Source organism: Cupriavidus sp. Met-2 (assembly GCF_049843575.1).
Lineage (GTDB): Bacteria > Pseudomonadota > Gammaproteobacteria > Burkholderiales > Burkholderiaceae > Cupriavidus > Cupriavidus metallidurans.
In genome coordinates, this window is record NZ_JBBHZL010000007.1 from 49,046 (window position 1) to 63,568 (window position 14,523).

14 protein-coding genes are annotated in these 14,523 nt (G+C 65.2%); 10 read left to right on the forward strand and 4 right to left on the reverse strand.

Going from position 1 to position 14,523, the window contains the following annotated elements; genetic code table 11:
* Window positions 1–167 precede the first annotated feature (167 nt).
* Window positions 168–542, forward strand: coding sequence for a hypothetical protein (locus tag WD006_RS16360; RefSeq protein ID WP_011518666.1), 375 nt, complete (start codon window positions 168–170; stop codon window positions 540–542).
* Between the two features lie 21 nt (window positions 543–563).
* Window positions 564–704, forward strand: coding sequence for a hypothetical protein (locus WD006_RS16365; protein ID WP_231108879.1), 141 nt, complete (start codon window positions 564–566; stop codon window positions 702–704).
* Window positions 705–766: 62 nt separating this feature from the next.
* Here WD006_RS16365 and mdtD read toward each other — a convergent pair whose 3' ends face one another.
* Window positions 767–2,170: a multidrug transporter subunit MdtD gene (gene mdtD, locus WD006_RS16370; RefSeq protein WP_029309403.1), complete on the reverse strand. Its 1,404-nt coding sequence runs from the start codon at window positions 2,168–2,170 to the stop codon at window positions 767–769.
* Window positions 2,171–2,303: 133 nt separating this feature from the next.
* Between mdtD and WD006_RS16375 the strand changes: the two genes are divergently transcribed.
* Window positions 2,304–3,161 carry a LysR family transcriptional regulator gene (locus WD006_RS16375; protein WP_029309402.1) on the forward strand — a complete coding sequence of 286 codons (858 nt, stop codon included), beginning with the start codon at window positions 2,304–2,306 and terminating at the stop codon, window positions 3,159–3,161.
* A gap of 7 nt (window positions 3,162–3,168) precedes the next feature.
* Here WD006_RS16375 and WD006_RS16380 read toward each other — a convergent pair whose 3' ends face one another.
* A complete protein-coding gene (locus WD006_RS16380; RefSeq protein WP_029309401.1) occupies window positions 3,169–4,287 on the reverse strand; it encodes an AGE family epimerase/isomerase in 1,119 nt (372 codons plus the stop codon).
* Window positions 4,288–4,486: 199 nt separating this feature from the next.
* On the opposite strand from WD006_RS16380, the gene WD006_RS16385 reads away from it, so the two are divergent.
* The 4 genes from WD006_RS16385 (at window position 4,487) to WD006_RS16400 (ending at window position 7,386) form a co-directional block, all read left to right on the forward strand.
* Window positions 4,487–4,750, forward strand: a complete 264-nt coding sequence (locus tag WD006_RS16385) for a hypothetical protein (protein ID WP_008645098.1) — start codon at window positions 4,487–4,489, stop codon at window positions 4,748–4,750.
* Window positions 4,751–4,812: 62 nt separating this feature from the next.
* Window positions 4,813–5,088, forward strand: a complete 276-nt coding sequence (locus WD006_RS16390; RefSeq protein ID WP_011518661.1) for a hypothetical protein — start codon at window positions 4,813–4,815, stop codon at window positions 5,086–5,088.
* A gap of 132 nt (window positions 5,089–5,220) precedes the next feature.
* A complete protein-coding gene (locus tag WD006_RS16395) occupies window positions 5,221–6,237 on the forward strand; it encodes a hypothetical protein (protein ID WP_011518660.1) in 1,017 nt (338 codons plus the stop codon).
* Between the two features lie 6 nt (window positions 6,238–6,243).
* Window positions 6,244–7,386: a glycosyltransferase gene (locus WD006_RS16400; RefSeq protein WP_375199026.1), complete on the forward strand. Its 1,143-nt coding sequence runs from the start codon at window positions 6,244–6,246 to the stop codon at window positions 7,384–7,386.
* A gap of 37 nt (window positions 7,387–7,423) precedes the next feature.
* On the opposite strand, the gene hpnA is transcribed toward WD006_RS16400, so the two are convergent.
* Window positions 7,424–8,500 (reverse strand): hopanoid-associated sugar epimerase, encoded by a 1,077-nt coding sequence (hpnA, locus tag WD006_RS16405; RefSeq protein WP_267880329.1) that lies wholly within the window; start codon window positions 8,498–8,500, stop codon window positions 7,424–7,426.
* Window positions 8,501–8,654: 154 nt separating this feature from the next.
* On the opposite strand from hpnA, the gene ispH reads away from it, so the two are divergent.
* Complete coding sequence (gene ispH / locus WD006_RS16410) at window positions 8,655–9,653, forward strand: 4-hydroxy-3-methylbut-2-enyl diphosphate reductase (RefSeq protein ID WP_011518657.1); 999 nt, start codon at window positions 8,655–8,657, stop codon at window positions 9,651–9,653.
* Between the two features lie 28 nt (window positions 9,654–9,681).
* A complete protein-coding gene (hpnH, locus tag WD006_RS16415) occupies window positions 9,682–10,848 on the forward strand; it encodes an adenosyl-hopene transferase HpnH (RefSeq protein ID WP_011518656.1) in 1,167 nt (388 codons plus the stop codon).
* Between the two features lie 94 nt (window positions 10,849–10,942).
* Here hpnH and WD006_RS16420 read toward each other — a convergent pair whose 3' ends face one another.
* Entirely contained in the window at window positions 10,943–11,572 is a 630-nt protein-coding gene (locus WD006_RS16420) for an MlaC/ttg2D family ABC transporter substrate-binding protein (RefSeq protein ID WP_008645112.1), read from the reverse strand.
* 181 nt (window positions 11,573–11,753) lie between these two features.
* Between WD006_RS16420 and WD006_RS16425 the strand changes: the two genes are divergently transcribed.
* The gene (locus WD006_RS16425; RefSeq protein ID WP_029309398.1) at window positions 11,754–14,480 is read left to right on the forward strand and encodes an MMPL family transporter; all 2,727 of its coding nucleotides are present in this window, start codon (window positions 11,754–11,756) and stop codon (window positions 14,478–14,480) included.
* The last annotated feature ends 43 nt before the right edge of the window (window positions 14,481–14,523 follow it).

Here is a 14,523-nt window from a genome sequence, read left to right on the forward strand (position 1 = left end):
GACTCCCCGGAAGCCGGCAGGTGCACGAGACCACGGTCAGGCGGATGCGAGAGGGTTTCACTTTCGGCCTCCCAAGTAGGTTCAGGTTATCCAGGGTTATCCCATTTATGACATCCTCCTACTTGGATTTACGACATCCCCACTCCCCCTACCCCCGATATCCACGCATGATCCCCGCCGCTCCCCTGCCCCGCATCGACTTCAACACCCGCAAGGCCCTGATGTTCGCGCTGACCGCCGAACGGCTGTCAGCCTTCTACGAACACGGCCAGTGGATGACCGAGGGCCAGGGCGCCACGCTCGCGGCCAACTGGCTGTCACGCTCGAAACTGCAATTGGCGCTGTCGGAACGGCGTGTGCTGTCCGACCTGAGCGATCAACTCGCCCGGCAACTGGCCGAAACGCTGTCTCGTGAAGCCGGCCTCTACGCCTCGCACGAGATGATGGAAGCCCTCGATCCGAACTACCAGTCCGCATTCGCGCACGACATGCTCGATGAGTGCGAGCGGATGCTGCGGGAGGCCGGCGTCGAGGAAGACTGAGCATCTAATGGCACTTACAAAGTGCTAGCAGTGTTCAACGACGCCCACAATGGACTGTTCCTGGCGGCACCACGGCACACCAGCAAGTCCGTGTTCCTCCAGCACGATCTCCGCCCCGCGCTGTCGGAACGGGGTGTGCTGGTCATCTCCGTCGATGGATGAGCGGCCCAGCCGTGCGCTTGCTGCGGCCGTGATGCCCTGATGCCCTGATGCCCCGATGCCCTCTACCGCGCCTCCACCGCAGTCCGCTTCGGGTTCAGCAGGTCCGCATCGAGCCGCCGGAACACCATGGCCGACGCCAGCGTGATCATGCCCACACTGAGGAAGGCCAGCCGATAGGCCGGAGCAGCCACGCCAAGCTTGGTCGAGAACAGACTCACGAGTCCACCGCCAATGGTCACGCCGAGGCCGATCGCGAGCATCTGCACCATCGAAAACAGGCTGTTGCCGCTGCCCGCGTCTTCGCGCGACAAACCCTTGAGGGTGACGCCGTTCATAGCGGCAAACTGCATGGAGTTGGCGGCGCCGAAGATCGCCAACTGCACGATCGACAGCCCGAGCGGCCAGCCCGGCGAGATTGCCGCGAACGACGCGATCGAAGCCCCGACGATCACCGTATTGACGAGCAGGAATATGTCGTAGCCGAAGCGATTCACCAGCGGCACGATCCAGCGCTTCGAGATGGTCCCGGAAATCGCTACCGGCAATAGCATCAGGCCCGAATGAAAGGGTGAATAGCCTAGCTGGAGCTGAAACAGCAGCGGCAGCAGGAACGGCACGGCGCCCGAGCCGATGCGGCAGACAAGATTGCCGACCAGCCCCACGCTGAAGTTGGGCTCCCGAAACAGCGCGAGACGGAACAGCGGCGTGCGATGGCGACGCGCATGCGGAATGTAGAGCAGCGCGCTGGCAATGCTTATGGCCATCAGCGCGGCACTCAGGCTACTGACCGAACCACGCTCGAGCGCTAGCGAGAACGTGACCATGCACAGCGACAGCAGGCCACAGCCTATCCAGTCGAACGGCGGCGCGGCATCCACTTCGCCAGCCGGCAGGTAACGATGCACGGCGAACAGGCCGACCAGCCCCACCGGGACATTGATCAGGAAAATCCAGTGCCACGACGCGCTCTGCACCAGCCATCCGCCGAGCACCGGGCCAAAGATCGGCCCGACCTGCCCCGCGATGGAGACAAAGGCCAGTGCGGCAATGTACTGCTCGCCGGGTATGTTGCGCAGCACCGCAAGCCTGCCGATCGGCAACAGCATCGATCCGCCAATGCCTTGCAGCACCCGCGCGATCACCAGTTGGGTCAGCGTGTGCGCCGTGGCGCAGAACACCGAACCAATCACGAAGATCAGGATCGCGCTGAAGTAGACGCGCCGTGTGCCGAACCTGTCGGCCAGCCAGCCAGACGCCGGGGTCAGCATCGCCATGGTCAGCGTGTAGGCCACCACCACAGGCTTGAGATCGAGTGGTTTCTCGCCCAGGCTGCGCGCCATGGCGGGCAGCGCGGTGTTGACGATAGTGGTGTCCAGCGTCTGCATGAAAAAGCCGGCGAAGACGATCCACAGCATGGCCTTCTGGGAGAAGGCCTGATCGGTGGCGGAAGCAGAGGCGGTACGCATAGGCAATTCTTGATGGGGCGGCGTCAGTCCGGGTAATCCCGGAGACGTTCGAGCATGGTACCTAGCGGACACCCCATCGGGAACCCCTCTGGCTTTGTTGACTGCGATCGGATTTACCGATGACAATGCGGCGATGCTCAATCCCGTTTGGATCCAGACTTTCGCAACGGTGGCCACCGCGCGCAGCTTTACCGACGCGGGGCGTCAGCTTGGCCTGTCGCAATCGTCGGTCAGCGACCATATCCGCCGGCTCGAAGGCAGCGTGAGCCGACGGCTGTTTGTGCGCGATACCCACTCGCTGGCGCTGACACCCGATGGCGAAGCCCTGCTCGTTCATGCCCGGCTGATTCTCGAATCCCTGGCCCGTGCCGAATCCCAGTTCAGCGGACCGCGCCTGCAGGGGCGCGTGCGCCTTGGCACCTCCGAAGACTTGGCGCAGGGTCCCCTGCCGAATGTGCTGGCTGCATTCCGCGCCACGCATCCGGACGTGGAGCTCGAGATCACCATCGGCATGACCAGCAAGCTGTACGAGTGGATGGAAGCGGGCACGCTGGACCTCATCGTCGGCAAGCGGCGCGAAGGCGAGCGGCGCGGCGTGCCCCTTTTCCGTGGCCGGCTCGAATGGCTGGCGCGGCCCGGTACGGTTGTGGATGTGCGTCAGCCTCTACCGCTGATCCTCGTGAACGAACCGAGCGTGACGCGCTCCGTGGTGCTGGACACGCTGGCCAAGAACGGCTGGCGCTGGCGCGTCGTGTGCACCAGCAGCAGCCATTCCGGATGTATCGCAGCGGCGCGCGGCGGGCTCGGCATTACCGTACGGGCCGAGAATCTGACCGGCGGCGGTCTGGTGCCACCGGTCAATTTCGATGCCCTGCCAGCACTGCCGGACGTGGAGTTCATCACGCTGGCCGCACGCCGGCTCACCGAGCCGGCCGATACGCTGCTGCAACTGATTCGCAAGAGCGACCTGCGCGCCGCGCGGGTCGATTGATGGCTGCTTAGCCTGGCAACGCGCCCAGCGCCTGATAGGCGGTCAGCAGGTGATAAGGCGTGGTGGAAGGCATCTCCGCTCGCACGACCATACCATCGGGCGCCAGGCATTCGTGCCAGCCACCGGCATGGAGAAAGCGCGTGCGGAAGCGGTCAGTCCAGACCGCGAGCGTATCCAGCGCTTCGCCATCATGATCGACCGATCCCTTGACCGCCAGCGCCCGGGCGAATTCGGTCTGTGCCCAGATGCGCTCGGTGGCATCCAGTACGCCCCCCGCCCCATCCAGCGCCGCGCAGACACCCAGCGTGTCGTCCGCCACGCCGTGGCGGCGCGCGAAATCGAACGCCCGGCGCAATGCCGATGACAGTGCCACATCGGCGAACAGTGCCGGGGCCGTCATGACCAGCGAATACCACTCGAATTGATGTCCCGGCTCGATCCGATTGCCGGCGCTGCCTTGTGGCAGTTCGGCCACGCATCCATCGGCGGCATCGACAAAGCGTGCGTGCACCGCATCGGCCAGGTCACGGAGCCGATTGGCGAACCATGTGTCGCCAGTGGCTTCCAGCGCCGCCAGATAGGCTTCGGTCAGGTGCATGACCGGGTTTTGCAGCACGCCGCTGCCATTGGACGTGAAATCCTCGGCCAGGGCCGCGTGATACAGCCCGCTGCCATCGGCAAAGCGGCTCTCGATGACATCGACCGTGCGACGCAGCAGGTCCAGCGCCGCAGCGCTGCCGCCAGCGCGGTGGTAATGCGCGCAGGCGAAGACCACGAAGGCGTGGGTATAGAGATCGCGCGTCGTATCGAGCAGCCGGCCGTCGGCGTCGACGCTGTAGATCCAGCCGCCTGCCCCATCGCCGAAGTGACGTTGCAGCGCTGCAAACAGGGTATCGGCATGCGTCAGGTTGCCGGCCGTCGCAAAGACATAGAGCTGGCGCGCGCACGCCATCGCCCGGTAGCGCTTGTCCGGCAACGGCTGGCCGGTGGCGCCGTCCAGTGCCTCATGCGCCAGTTGCATCGCTGGATTCCATCCCGCGCCGGTCCAGGGCGGCAGGACGGCCGTATCGAAATGGGCGAGCAGCGCGGAGATCCGGGCGGTAAGGGTCGGCGGCGAGACTGGCATGTCGGATTGGGTTCGGGTGGGCCGGATAGTCGACCCGCAAGACCGAAGCCAGACAAGATAGCAGGCCCGGAGATACGAGGAAAGGCCGCCGACGCCGCACCGCATCATTTCGGGGTGGCAATGCCCCGCGACGCTGACTATGTTGAAAGTCCGCCGGGTTGTCGTTCCTGTCATGGCCCGTCGGCAAGGGAGAATTGCCATGCCCACCACCCATCCCATGACCCTGACCGACCACCGCCGCACGCTGGTCATGCATGTGCTTGAAGACCCTCCCGGACGCTATACGTGGCGAATCGTGGTGGAAGAGAAGTGCGGCGGCGCTGAGTGCGACAGCATGATCGAAGCAGCGGCCGACTACCCCTCGCACGCCGAAGCGGAAGCGGCCTGCTGGGCTGCCGGCAACAGCATGTTGGACACGCCGCGCGCGGCGGGCGAAGTCACTGACTCGCAAACGCTCCACTAAGCCCGCGCGCCGGCAAACGCTCCCGGCCTGGGCCGGGGTTTCCTTTAAAGGACGAACTAGCGATGGACAAGCCCACCGTAAGCCCCCGCCGCTTCGTCGAGATCCTGAACGAGCGGCTCACCCGGCATCCCCTCTACCGCGAGGGCATGCACGTGTACGCCATCCCGCCCCATTCGGAGCATCCGCACAGCCTCGTCTGCGTAGGCCCGCGGGGGACCGAATGCGTCTGCACGACGATCGAGGCCATCGTGCGTGGCGAGTGCGACGTCTTCCCCGACATCGCACGGGACTGGCGCCCTCGCCCGAACCCGCCCGCGCACGAACACCGCGCGCGTTAGCGGTCGATTGGCGATCACGATCCGGCGGGCTATGGCCCGCCGGATCGATTTCGACTGCCTTGAACGACACAATCCTGCGCTGATCGCTCCGGCTGGATACAATGGCTCCGCAATCCCCTGCCCGGAGCGCCGATGAAGAGAAATTTCGAAGCGGATGGCATGACCGTCGACCCGTTGGTCCCCGAAACCGGATCACAGTCGGCCAGCACCACACCGAGCCCGGCGGCGCGTGCCGCCGAAGTGGCTGCCACCGTTGCCCGAGCGGCCATCGACCAGGCCGATTACGCGATGCGCAACTGGACCGACCCGGTAGAGGGTCCGGTGCGTGCCGGGTCCCCCGAGCATCTGCGCATGTTCTGCAACATGCTTCTGCAGACCCACAACCCCTACAAACCCGCCGTCATCGACTGGCCGAAGCTCTCGCCGGAAGCGCTCGAGCGCGTGACCTCGCTGCCGATCTGGGACATCGCCGTGCAGACTGAAGGCCGCGCGTCGATCCGCGTGCACAGCTTTGCCCGGCTTCAGCGCGACCCGCTGTTGCGCAGCGCGCTGGAAATGGATGGCGACGAGGAGGCGCGGCACAAGGTGGTGCTGGCCAAGCTCGTCGAGGCCTACGGCATCCAGCTGGAACCCGAGCCCGAATATCTGCCGCCGTCCGACATCGAATGGGGCTGGCTGGTTACCGGCTACAGCGAGTGCATCGACAGCTTTGCCGCGTTCGGCCTGTTCGCGGCCGCCAAGGATTCGGGCTACTTCCCGGCCGAACTCGTCGAGACTTTCGAGCCGGTGATTCAGGAAGAAGGCCGCCACATCCTGTTTTTCGTCAACTGGGTGGCCTGGTATCGCGCCAGCCTGCCCTGGTGGCGCCGCCCCGCGTTCGCCTTCAAGGTGTTTCGCGTCTGGTTGTTCCTGATTCGGGAGCGGATCGGCCTGGCTCGCCAGATTGAAGTAGACGAGCATGGCGGCGCCCAGGACGCCAACTTCCCGATGAACGCCGCCGAAACATTGGCCGACTCGCTCACGCCCGGCTCGATGATCGATCTCTGCCTGGTGGAGAACGATCGACGCATGGCGGGGTATGATGCGCGGCTTCTGCGTCCGACCACGGTGCCCAAGCTGGCGCGCTTCGCACGACGCTTCGTCAAATAATTCGCCATGCTGTTTGGATTGTCCCTGCTGACCCTTGTGGTCTGGTGCGTGCTGGTCTTCGCCCGCGCCGGTTTCTGGCGCGTGCGCAAGCCCGCGCCCTCTCCCGCCCCGGCCGAATGGCCCACCGTGGTCACCGTGATCCCGGCCCGCAATGAAGCGGATGTGATTGGCCGCGCCGTCACCGGTGTGCTGAGCCAGCGCTACGCCGGCCGGCTCCATCTGGTGGTGGTGGACGATCACAGTACCGATGGCACGGCGGACATCGCGCGCGCCGCGGCCCTGTCCATCGACAAGGGCGACGCGCTGACCGTGATCGGGGCGCGCGACCTGCCCGCCGGCTGGAGTGGCAAGGTCTGGGCGCAATCCGAAGGTCTGGCCGCCGCCGACAAGGCCGCGCCAGAGGCCAGGTACGTCTGGCTGACCGATGCCGACATCTGGCACGGTCCGAATGCGCTGGCCGAACTGGTGGCCCGCGCCGAGGACGAGCAGCGTGATCTGGTCTCGCTGATGGTGCGCCTGCGCTGCGATTCCGCGTGGGAACGCATGATCGTGCCGGCATTTGTCTTCTATTTCGCCAAACTCTACCCGTTCGCGAGCATTGCAAACCCGCGCAGCCGCGTGGCCGGCGCGGCGGGCGGCTGCATGCTGGCACGGCGCTCGGCGCTGGCCCGTATCGGCGGGTTCGAAGCCATTCGCGGCGAGTTGATCGACGATTGCAGCCTTGCGGCGAAGATCAAGACAGATGGGTCGATCCGGCTCGATCTGGCGGATGACAGCATTTCGCTCCGCCCCTACGACGACTGGCAGAGCCTCTGGAACATGATCGCCCGCAGTGCCTACACGCAGTTGCACTACTCGCCGTGGATGCTGATCGGGGCCACGCTGGGGATGATCCTGACCTATCTGGCCCCGCCGGTCCTGGCGCTGGCTGGCGGCGCGGGAACCTGGCCAGCCTGGCTGGCCTGGCTCCTGATGGCCATCAGCTACCGGCCCATGCTGCGCGAATATCGCCAACCCGTATGGATGGCACCGCTGCTGCCACTGACCGCCCTGTTCTATCTGGGCGCCACGCTGGATTCTGCGCGGCGCTATTACCTGCGTCGTGGCGGCCAATGGAAAGGGCGCTCGCAGGCGCCCGTACGGTCGTAACATCCGGATGGCGGGACCACCCCGCCGTGCTGATCGGCTACTTCAGATAGCCGGCTTCCCGGAACCACGTGAGCGCATCGCGCAGCCCTTCCTGATAGGGGCGCGGCGCGTATCCAAGCTCACGCTGGGCCTTGGCGGAAGTGAAGAACATCCGATATTGCGACATCTTCAGCCCGTCCACGGTCACGAACGGCTCCTTGTCGGTGAAGCGTGCGATGGTCTCGGCCACGCGGGCGACCGGATAGAGCGGCCAGCGCGGCAACTCGATGGTTGGCGCCTTGCGGCCGGCCATGCCCGCGATGTCGGCCAGCATCTGCCGCAGCAGCACATCCTGACCGCCCAGGATATAGCGCTCGCCGATGCGCCCTTTGTCCAGTGCCAGGAAATGACCGTTCGCCACGTCGTCCACGTGGACCAGATTCAGGCCGGTATCGACGAAGGCCGGGATCTTGCCGGTGGCCGCCTCGACAATGATCCGGCCGGTCGGGGTCGGACGCACGTCGCGCGGGCCAATCGGCGTGGAGGGATTCACGATGACCGCCGGCAGGCCTTCCGCCACCAGACGCTCCACCTCGCGCTCGGCCAGCACCTTGCTGCGCTTGTAGGCGCCGATCGCCTCATGGCCGGCCATTGCCGCCGTCTCGTCGACCGGCGCCGTGGCGCCCGCCACACGCAGGGTGGCCACGCTGCTCGTATAGATGACACGCTCCACGCCAGCTGCGCGTGCGGCGTTCATGACCGTGACCGTGCCCTCGACGTTCGAACGCACGATTTCCTCTGGATCTGGCGCCCAGAGCCGATAATCGGCTGCCACATGGAACAGGTAGCGCACGCCGGCCATGGCGCGGGTCATCGATGCGGCATCGCGCATGTCGCCTTCGACAATCTCCACGGGCAAGCCGGCCAGATTGGCGCGCGGACTGGTCGGGCGCACAAGCACGCGCACCTGGAAGCCACGGTCGAGTGCCTGTCGCATCACAGACGAGCCTAGGAATCCCGACGCACCTGTAACAAGAATGCAATTGTTAATTTCAAATCCCCTGACAATGCTGCCGGCGCGGCAGGCTCTTCTGCCCCGCAGAAGCCCACCCACAGCCGGATTGCGGTGCAGCATTCTCGCCGGAAACGCCCTGTTGGCAAATTCCCACGCGGCGACACGAAAACTGACACCGGTATATAGTAACCACCGTAGTCCGGAAATGTGATCCCGGGAATACCAAAATATAAATGTCTTCTAATCTTCACAAGAGGGTCGGGGGGCCATTTCGATGCAGGTGATACTTGCTCAACCTCGCGGATTTTGCGCAGGTGTCGTCCGCGCGATCGAAATCGTCGATCGAGCCCTCGTCAAGCATGGCGCCCCCGTCTATGTGCGACACGAAATCGTACACAACAAGCATGTGGTGGAAAGCCTGCGCCAGAAAGGCGCGCGCTTTGTCGAGGAACTCGACGAGGTGCCTGGCAATGCAGTGACGATCTTCAGCGCGCATGGCGTGTCGCGGGACGTGGTCAGCGAGGCCGCCCGCCGCGAACTGCACGCGATCGACGCGACCTGCCCGCTCGTCATCAAGGTTCACAATCAGGGACGCCAGTACGCGGCAGCGGGCCGCCACGTCGTCCTGATCGGCCATGCCGGCCACCCCGAGGTGGAAGGCACGATGGGGCAGATTCCGGGCAAGGTCATCCTGGTCCAGAACGAGGCCGATGTCGCCACCCTGGACCTGCCGAATGACGCACCGGTCGCTTACATCACACAGACCACGTTGTCCGTGGACGACACCCGTAATATCATTGCGGCGCTCGGCGCGCGGTTTACCAATCTGGTTGGCCCGAGTACACGCGATATCTGCTACGCCACTCAGAACCGGCAGAGCGCGGTGCGCGAGTTGTCCACCCGCGTGGACGTCATCCTCGTGATTGGCGCCACCAACAGTTCCAACTCGAATCGCCTGCGCGAAATCGGCACCGAGAGCGGCGTACCGAGTTACCTGATCGCCGATGGCAGCGAGCTGGACCCCACGTGGGTCCGCGACGCCGCCGTCGTCGGCATTACCGCGGGTGCCTCGGCACCCGAAGAAATGGTGGAAGACGTCATTGCGGCCTTGCGCCGCCTTGGTCCGGTCGAAGTTTCGACCATGGAAGGGATCGAGGAACATGCCGAATTCCGCCTGCCGGCCGAGCTGGACAATGTGAAGCAGGCCCCGGCGGCCAGTAGTACCACTGAACCCAGCGACGCACGCCTTGCCGACCAGACGGCGGCAGGCTGAAGCAACGAACCTAACAGGAAGCACCCCCTTGGCCATTCCCTTTCTGCAGGTCGCCCGCGTAGGCGCCTACATCGCACGCAAGCATCTTTCCGGGCAGAAGCGCTACCCGCTCGCCCTGATGCTCGAGCCCCTGTTCCGCTGCAACCTCGCCTGCTCGGGCTGCGGCAAGATCGACTATCCGGACCCCATCCTGAACCAGCGCCTGTCGGTGCAGGAATGCCTGGAGGCCGTGGACGAGTGCGGCGCCCCGGTGGTCTCGATCGCCGGTGGTGAGCCGCTGCTGCACAAGGACATGCCCGAAATCGTGCGCGGCATCATCGCCCGCAAGCGTTTCGTCTACCTGTGCACGAACGCGCTGCTGATGGAAAAGAAGATCGACCAGTACGAGCCGAGCCCGTACTTCGTGTGGTCGATCCACCTGGATGGCGACCGCGAAATGCACGACCATTCGGTGAACCAGGAAGGCGTGTACGACCGCTGTGTGGAAGCGATCCGCATGGCCAAGGAGCGTGGCTTCCGCGTCAACATCAACTGCACGCTGTTCAACGATGCCAAGCCTGACCGCGTGGCCAAGTTCTTCGACTCGGTCAAGGCGATGGGCGTGGACGGCATCACGGTCTCGCCGGGCTACGCCTACGAGCGCGCCCCGGACCAGCAGCACTTCCTGCACCGCGGCAAGACCAAGCAACTGTTCCGCGACATCCTGTCGCGCGGCAACGCCGGCAAGAACTGGGCGTTCAGTCAGTCGACGATGTTCCTGGACTTCCTGGCCGGCAACCAGACCTACAAGTGCACGCCGTGGGGCAACCCGGCGCGTACCGTGTTCGGCTGGCAGCGTCCGTGCTACCTGGTCGGCGAAGGCTATGTGAAGACCTTCAAGGAACTGATGGAAGACACCAACTGGGACGCCTACGGTGTCGGCAACTACGAGAAGTGCGCCAACTGCATGGTCCACAGCGGCTTCGAAGCCACGGCTGTGGCCGATACGTTCGCGCACCCGATCAAGGCGCTGGGCGTGAGCCTGCGCGGCGTGAAGACCGATGGCCCGATGGCCCCGGACATCCCGCTGGACAAGCAGCGTCCCGCCGAATACGTCTTCTCGCGCCACGTGGAAATCAAGCTGGCCGAGATCGGCAACCTGAAGAAGGCGCAGGGTAGCCGCGCCGAGGCCGTGCAGGCCGCTCAGGTGCACTAAGCCTGGTTCTGGTGACGTGAAAGCAATCGGGGTCGGCATTGCCGACCCCGATTGCTTTTCCGGACCACTCAGGCCATTCAGGCCCACACAGGCATCAAGTCCGCGCGTTGTGATTCGTCAGGTACTTCACCAATCCATCCACGCCGTCACGAGCGACGATGTCCGCAAATTGCTTGCGGTACACCTCGATCAGCCACGCCCCCATCATGTTGATGTCATAGATGCGCCAGCCTTCCGCGCCGCGCTCCAGCCGATAATCGATCAGCATCTCGTCGCCGTTGTTCATCACCCGCGTGGCCACCACCACGTCATTGGCATTGCTGCCGGTTTTAGCCGGCTTGTACGAGAATTTCGGGCTCTGCTCGCGCAGTTGCGAAAGCGACACCGCGTAGCTGCGCACCAGCAGCGCCGTGAACTGCTCCTGCAGGACCTTCTGCTGCTCCGGCGTCGCCTGTTTCCAGGCGCCGCCCACCGCGAGGCGCGTGGTGCGGCCAAAATCGGTATAGGGCAGGAACTCGCGCTGGACCACCGCCGTGATCTTCCCGAGATCGCCCGCGCGGGTTTCCGGATCGGCCTTGATCTTCGTGATCACGCCCTCGACGGCGGACTGCACGAGCTTGTCCGGCGAAGCGCTGGTATTGACCTGCGCGTGGGCGGTACTGACGACGGCCACGGCGGCGATCGGCGCAATGATGGCGGCGGGAAGGAATCCGTAACGGTTCATGACAATCTGATGCTCAAGGTATCGGCCGGCTGGCCAGTCGGGCCAGTATATAGCGGATCGCCGCGAGGCCGGACTGCATGGCGCGCAAGGCGCTCCGGACCTGCAACGCCACCGTCACCCGCTATACTCCGGGTGCCGCCCACGCGCCCCTCCGCAACCGGGCGATGAAGATTTCAAACACATGATCAGACCGCTGCTCGTTCGCACCGTCAAATTCGCTACCGCCCACGCCTGGCTGGTAATTGGCATTTCCTTGTTGCTGACCGTTGCCGCAGGCATCTACGCGGCCCGCAACTTCGCCATCAACACCGATATCAGCCGACTGCTTGAATCCGACGCCCCCTGGGCGAAGCACGACCAGGCCATCAGCGACGCCTTTCCGCAGCGCGACAAGATGATCCTCGCCGTGGTGCAGGCCCCAGCCAAGGAGCTTGCCGATGCGGCCGCCGATGAACTGGCCGATGCCCTGCGCAAGCAGCCCAAGCGCTTCCGCGCGGTCGGGCAGCCCGGTTCGGGCCCGTTCTTCGAACGCAACGGCCTGTTGTTCGCCGATACCGCGAGCGTCAACGACATGGCCGAGAAACTCACGCAGGCCCGGCCGCTGCTCAACAATCTCGCGCACGATCCCACGTTGCGCGGCCTGTCGGACCTGCTGACCACCACGCTGGCGCTCCCCTTGCAGCTCGGACAGATCAAGCTGGGCGACATGGAAAAGCTGCTCCAGGCGAGCGCGAATACCGTCGACGGCGTGCTGGCCGACCATACGGTGGCCCTGTCGTGGGCCGGATTGGTCGACGACAGCCTCAAGGCCAACGCCGACGGCAACGCGTACAGTTTCGTGACGCTGTCGCCGGTGCTCGATTTCAGCGACCTGCAAGCCGGCTCTGGCGCCAGCGACGCGATCCGCACCGCGGCCACCGAACTCAAGCTTGCCGAACGCTACAGCGCCGTGGTGCGACTGACCGGCCCGCAGCCCCTGGCCGACGACGAATTCTCGTCGGTCAGCGAAGGCGCCGCGCTCAATGGCATCCTCACGTTGGTCGTCGTGATCGGCATCCTGTGGATGGCGCTGCGTTCCGCGCGGCTGATCACGGCTGTCCTTGTCAGCCTGATCTCCGGGCTCATCATCACTGCCGCACTGGGCCTGCTGATGGTTGGCGCGCTGAACATGATTTCCGTGGCGTTCGCGGTGCTTTTCGTCGGCCTGGGTGTCGACTTCGGCATCCAGTTCGGCGTGCGTTACCGAGCAGAGCGGCACGAGCATGACGACATCAACAAGGCGCTGGAGCTGGCGGCCCGCGACGTCGCAGGCCCGCTCACGCTGGCCGCGGCTGCCACCGCCGCGGCGTTCTTCTGTTTCCTGCCCACCGACTACCGCGGCGTGGCCGAGCTTGGCAAGATCGCCGGCGTCGGCATGTTCATCGCCTTTGGCACCACCTTCACGCTGCTGCCGGCCATGATCCGCGTGCTGGCCCCGCCGGGCGAGGACGAAGTGCCGGGCTTTGCCTGGCTGGCCCCGGCCGATTCCTTCTTCGAACGCCATCGCAAGGGCACGCTGGTCGGCGTGCTGGCGGTGCTGATCGCGGGCGCGCCGCTGCTGCCGCACCTGCGTTTCGATTTCGACCCGCTGCACCTGAAGGACCCTGACTCCGAATCGATGTCGACGCTGCTCGCGCTCAAGGATGCGCCGCAGGCCGGTACCGACAACGTCAGTGTGCTCGCCCCGTCCGTGGCGGCAGCCCAGCAGATCGCCACGCGGCTCAAGACGCTGCCGGAAGTCGAGCGCGTGGTCACGCTGAAGACGTTCATTCCGGATGACCAGCCCGCCAAGCTGGCCATTGTCGCCGGCATGGCGAAGAGCCTGATGCCCGTGCTGACGCAAACGCGCTCGCAGCCGGCCGAGGACGTGCGCCGCGTGGCATCGCTGCGCAACGCTTCGCGCCAGCTCGCGCTGGCCGCCGAGGATCACCCCGGCCCGGGCGCAGCTGCAGCCGACCATCTGTCGCAAGCGCTCAAGAAGCTGGCCGATGCGCCGGCCGCCACGCGCGACCGTGCGGAACAGGCCATTGCGCTGCCGCTGCAACTGGCGCTGGCCTCACTGCAGAACGCGCTGCAGCCCGAGCCGATCTCGCAGCAGACACTGCCGCCCGAACTGGTCCGCGACTGGCTCGCGCCCGATGGTCAGGCACTGGTCAGCGTCAGCCCGAAGCTGCCGCCGCCCGGCGCGAAGAACGATGACGCCCGCGAAGCGGCGCTGAACCAGTTTATCGACGTGATGGCGCGCGTGCAGCCGGACGCCACCGGCGGCCCGATCGCGATCCGCGGATCGGCCGACACAATCATGACCGCGTTCCTGCACGCCGGCGTGTTGGCGGTGATCTCGATCACGGTGCTGCTGTGGATCACGCTGAGGAGCGTCGGCGATGTGCTGCGGACGCTGATCCCGCTGCTGGTTTCCGGCCTCGTGACGCTCGAACTCTGCGTGGTGTTCGGCATTGCGCTGAACTTCGCCAATATCATCGCGCTGCCGCTGTTGCTGGGCATTGGCGTGGCCTTCAAGATCTACTATGTGATTGCCTGGCGCCATGGCAAGACCAAGCTTCTGCAGTCGAGCCTGACCCACGCCGTGCTGTTCAGCGCCGCCACCACGGCGACGGCGTTCGGCAGCCTCTGGCTGTCGCACCACCCGGGCACTGCGAGCATGGGCAAACTGCTGGCGCTGGCGCTGGCGTGCACGCTGGCTGGCGCGGTGTTCTTCCAGCCGATCCTGATGGGACGCCCGCGCCGTCAGCCGTCGGGACGCGCCGAACCGCTCGGCCCGTCGCTGCCCCCGCTCTCGGTAGCCGCGTCCATGTCACAATCTTCCGATAACACAGCGGGGCCGGATCAACGCCACCCAGGAAGGTAGGCGGCCGCACCCTTACAAGAAACCAAAGCCAAGACCGTTTCCC